Consider the following 4,158-nt stretch of genomic DNA (forward strand, 5'->3'; position numbering starts at 1 on the left):
GAACTTGCTCGTGTCGAGGCTAAACCCTTGTTCCGGTTCCAAGTATCACCTCCACGAATCCCCAGGAGAAGTCCCTGGGCCTCCTTATCGCCAGGATCGCCCAGCGCTGGCCGTCGACCTCGACCAGGTCGGCCAGGTTCACGTCCCTGTCCTGGGCCATTATCGTGAGCTCGCTCTTGGCCTCCTCGCCCGTGAGCGTCAGGATCCTCCTCATCTTGTAGACCTTCCGCGCGGGGACCTCGGTGACGGTCTCGCCGACGGTCTTCATCCACTTGTCCCTCTGCGGGCGGACGAACTTCACCGTGTCGACCAGGTAGGCGTTTATCACGCGAGGGCCTCCTCGCCCCTGGCTCCGATCGCCTCGCGGCTCGTGGCCAGGATGCTGTGTCCGCAGTTGGGGTGGAGAGGCGGCTCATTGCCGCTGAGCGGCGGATATATCGGGTCCTTCCCGCTCAGGCTGAAGACCCTCCCCTCGTGCGGCCGGCAGAGCTCGCAGGCGTTCGCGTGCCGGGACCACTCCACGAGGTCGCACTCGTAGCGCGCGCAGGTGTCCCTCGCGGCCGCCGTCTGGGCCTTCCGGAACTCCGTCCGGACGACCATCTTGGCGTACTTGGCGATGTCGTAGTTCCGGCCGTTTATGACTATGAAGTCCCCGGCCTCAACGAGCTTGTAGATTTTTTCCATCAGCATCGAGGTCAGGCGCCGGCGGCTCCAGCTCGAGGCGACGGCGACGGCCGCGGCCTCCCCGACCTCGGCGATGTAGAGGTCCCGCTCGACGTCGTCGAACTCCTGGATCCTCGAGGCCGCCCCGGCCGCGATCCGGAAGGCGGCGAGGAAGTTGTCGACCGAGCGCCTGATCGTCGCGTTCGCCTCGAGGAGGTACTGCCTGAGCCTCGCCAGGGACTCGGAGAGCCCCGGGCTCCCCTTCCTGGCCTCCTCGAAGCCCAGGATCTCTGCCCGGACCGCGGTCGCGGCGACCCGGCCGCGGTAGGCCGACCGGACGGCGCGCGCGCCCTCGCGAACGACCGCGGCGTTGAGCGCCGAGACTATCGCGTCCACTTTCTTCCTCGTCTCCTGTGCCATGGACTCGTTATAGGACGAGATGGCCATCCTTGTCAATTCCCCCAGCACCCTTTTTTTAGCCGCGGCGTAAAGGCCGACGATCCTCGCCTCCCCCGCGCTCAGCTTCTCCCCGGGCATCAGAAGTCGTGGACCTTCTCGTCCGCGTCCTCTTCCTCGTCGCGCTCGACGTTCGCCACGTGCAGCGGGCCGCCGGTCTTGAACTGGGCGAGGAGCGTGTCGACGAACGGCGGCACCGGGATCCTGTCGAGCCAGCCTGGGTCGTAGTCCTCCCCGACCACCCCGGATTTCACGACGCCCTGGGCCTGGATCCCCTTCCGCCTGTCCTCGTCGGCGAGGTGCTGGGCGAGGTAGTAGGCCATCTCGCACTGCGCCTTCCGGAGGACGATCCTCTGGGCCGCGCTCGCCGCGGCGTACGTCGCCGGCAGCAGCCCGTAGTGAGGGTCGTAGTAGAGCCGGTTGAAGGCGTTGAGCAGAGCCTTCTCCGCGTACGTCCCTGTCGAGTCCAGCGCGAAGAGCGCGTCCCAGGCGGAGGTCTCGAGCCTCTCGTCCTCGAAATAGCCCTCCGCGTCCGCCAAGTCAAATACCCATCCTATCGCCATTTCATTTCCCTCCCGGGACATCGTAGACGGCCCTGACGCGCCGGACCCTGTGCCGGTAGCGGAGGAGCCTCTCCCCGCCCACCGCGCGGTCGATGTCCTCCTCGGTCATCCTCCCGCGGAGCGGCGGGACGATCAGTTCGACGAAGACCCGCTCGCGCGCCATGCGCCTGAGCCGCCGCAGCTTGTCCCCGAGCCCGGCGTAGTCCTGGTCGCCCTGGTGGTGGACGGAGAGATATAGCACGATATCATAAACCGCGCTCTCGTCATAGCCGGCCCCGAACTCGACATCCTGCATCTCGATCCGGTCGTTTATCATGCGGGCGACCTTGAGCACGTTCGGGTTGCGGTCCTGGCCGGCGACGAGCGCGCCGGCACGCGAGGCCCTGAAGGCGTGGTAGCCGAAGTTCGTCCCGATGTCCAGCACCGTCTTCCCGGCGAAGCTCGTCCGCGCGGCGATCGCGTCCCAGACGAGCTCCGAGTTCGCGGCGTGGGTTCCGGGCGGGAGCCAGGAGAAGCCCTGGAAGAAGTGCGTCCTGGAGGCCCAGTCCCTGATCCTGCGGTCGCTCATCCTATGCAGCACCTCGAGCTTGAAGGGCCGGCATCCCGGCCCGACTGCCTCCGGAAGCGGCGCCTTCGAGAAGACCTGGACGCGGGAGGGTTCGGCGGAGCTGGCCCCGGCCCAGGCGTAGGACGCGTCGGCCATGCGGATGAGCCAGAAGTCGACGCCGGCGGCCGCGTTCCGGAAGGCCGGCCGGAGGTCCGCGAAGCGGATCGAGCTCTCGAGGTCGAAATAGACGTACATCCGGCGGTTGAACGTCTGCGCCCAGAAGGAGAAGTCGAACCCCGCGGACTCGGTCCCGTCCCGGAAGCGGGCGCCCCGGTCGCAGTTGGCCTGGGTCATGGCCGCGGCCTCCTGCAGAAGAGGTTGCAGTGGTTCGCCTTGGCGACCGAGTATCTCGCCGCGAGCGACGCCTCGGTCGCCGGCCTCGGCTCCTTCCCCTGGCGGTTGACCTCGAAGGCCTCGAACCCCGCCTCCCTGATCGTTCGCATGAGCTCGGGGCCGGACGACCCAGCCTGCGCGAGGCCCTTCGGGTAGTACTCGACGACCATCCTGAGGCCGCGGTTTTCGAGGATCCTGCCGGCCCCGGAGAGGACCATGGACTCCGCGCCCTGCGTGTCGACCTTCATGAAGCTGACGTCGGCGCAGTGCTCGCCGAAGAACTCGTCGAGCCTCCAGGCCTTGACCTCTATCTGGACCCGCGGCTCCCCGGTCCGGAAGATCGCGTTGTCCGCCGCGTTCCTCCCGGAGAGGTGGAGCGTCGTGCTCCCCGTCCTCGCCGAGGCCGCCGCCAGGACCGCCCCGCAGTTCCAGGCGGAGTTGAGCTCGAGGTTCGACTTCATGACCTTGAAGTGAGAGGGGAGCGGCTCGAAGGCCCAGACGCGGCCCCCCGGCCCGACTGCCCGGGCCAGGCTGAGCGTGTGGTAGCCGATCATCGCGCCGACGTCGACGGCCGTCTCGCCGGGCCGGACCTCGGCGACGATTATCTCCGTGACCTCCTTCTCGTAGTAGTACCTGCCCCGCAGGCGGAGGGCGTCGCCCTCGTCCGTCACGACGTCGAAGCCGAAGCGGGTGTGGACCGGTTGTGCGTTCACCTTCCCCTCTTGCAGACCATGTACAAGAACTGTCCCCATGTCTCCAGGGAGACGGTCCCCGGAGCCGTAGGCCTCTCGAAGAGCGCGCGGAGCGATTTCTCGGTGTAGACGCGCAGGTGGCCCGGATCGGAGACCTTCGCCCAGGGGGTCGTGACGACGAGCGTGCCGGCCGTTATCCGGAGGAGGACCCCGGCCAGGGCCGCGTCATCCGTGGTGTGTTCCAGCACCTCGCTGCAGATGACGCCGTCGAAAGGCTCGAACATCTCGAGGTGCCTGGCCGACAGCATGTAATAGAAGCTCAGGCCGGGGAAGCGGCCCTTGGCCCGGGCGATCGCCGTCTTCGAGAAGTCGGCGCCGGACCAGGAGACCTCCGGCCGGAACCGCCTCATTATCTCCGTCGAGTGGCCGCAGGCGCAGCCCACGTCGAGGACCCGGCCGGCCGCCGGCATGAGCTCGGCGCACCTCCTGAGCCTCTCCTGGTGCCTGGGCCAGGCGAGGTGCGTCCAGACCCTCTTCGGGATCCAGTGTTTCGTGATGTATGTCTCTGCGTCCATCAGTAGATCCTCCCCTCCGGGGCGTAGGTCCGGAGATAGTGCTCCCGGTAGAAGGCCTCCCGCTGGGCCCGGAGCCGCGGCGTGTGATACATCGCCTCCCGGTCGGAGGCCGTCGGGAGATTCCTGTAACGGACGGTCGGGGCGACGTGCTTCGGGGCGTCCGGGTGGATCCTCATCTCCCACCAGAGGTCGTCGCAGTTCCGGGGGCAGCCGCGGACGTCGAACCCGAAAAGGTCGCGCGAGGCGAGGTAGATGCAGCCGACGAAGCC

The 4,158-nt window shown here is 67.6% G+C and carries 7 protein-coding genes; all 7 read right to left on the bottom strand.

Annotated features, from left to right (window positions below):
- Positions 1 to 19: 19 nt before the first annotated feature.
- Positions 20 to 328, bottom strand: a complete 309-nt coding sequence (locus VJ307_06635; GenBank protein HJX73817.1) for a hypothetical protein — start codon at positions 326 to 328, stop codon at positions 20 to 22.
- Positions 325 to 1,200, bottom strand: coding sequence for a phage minor capsid protein (locus tag VJ307_06640; GenBank protein HJX73818.1), 876 nt, complete (start codon positions 1,198 to 1,200; stop codon positions 325 to 327). The genes VJ307_06635 and VJ307_06640 overlap by 4 nt, the downstream gene beginning before the upstream one ends.
- The gene (locus VJ307_06645) at positions 1,200 to 1,682 is read right to left on the bottom strand and encodes a hypothetical protein (GenBank protein ID HJX73819.1); all 483 of its coding nucleotides are present in this window, start codon (positions 1,680 to 1,682) and stop codon (positions 1,200 to 1,202) included. Before VJ307_06645 ends, VJ307_06640 begins: the two co-directional genes overlap by 1 nt.
- 1 nt (position 1,683) lies before the next feature.
- Positions 1,684 to 2,583, bottom strand: a complete 900-nt coding sequence (locus tag VJ307_06650) for a hypothetical protein (protein ID HJX73820.1) — start codon at positions 2,581 to 2,583, stop codon at positions 1,684 to 1,686.
- Complete coding sequence (locus tag VJ307_06655) at positions 2,580 to 3,335, bottom strand: FkbM family methyltransferase (protein HJX73821.1); 756 nt, start codon at positions 3,333 to 3,335, stop codon at positions 2,580 to 2,582. Before VJ307_06655 ends, VJ307_06650 begins: the two co-directional genes overlap by 4 nt.
- The gene (locus VJ307_06660; protein ID HJX73822.1) at positions 3,332 to 3,889 is read right to left on the bottom strand and encodes a methyltransferase domain-containing protein; all 558 of its coding nucleotides are present in this window, start codon (positions 3,887 to 3,889) and stop codon (positions 3,332 to 3,334) included. Before VJ307_06660 ends, VJ307_06655 begins: the two co-directional genes overlap by 4 nt.
- Positions 3,889 to 4,158, bottom strand: a 270-nt coding sequence (locus VJ307_06665; GenBank protein HJX73823.1) for a hypothetical protein, incomplete at its 5' end; no start/stop codon positions are given. The genes VJ307_06660 and VJ307_06665, both read right to left, overlap by 1 nt.

The sequence above is a fragment of the Candidatus Deferrimicrobiaceae bacterium genome, from assembly GCA_035256765.1.
In the GTDB taxonomy this organism is placed as follows: domain Bacteria; phylum Desulfobacterota; class Deferrimicrobia; order Deferrimicrobiales; family Deferrimicrobiaceae; genus CSP1-8.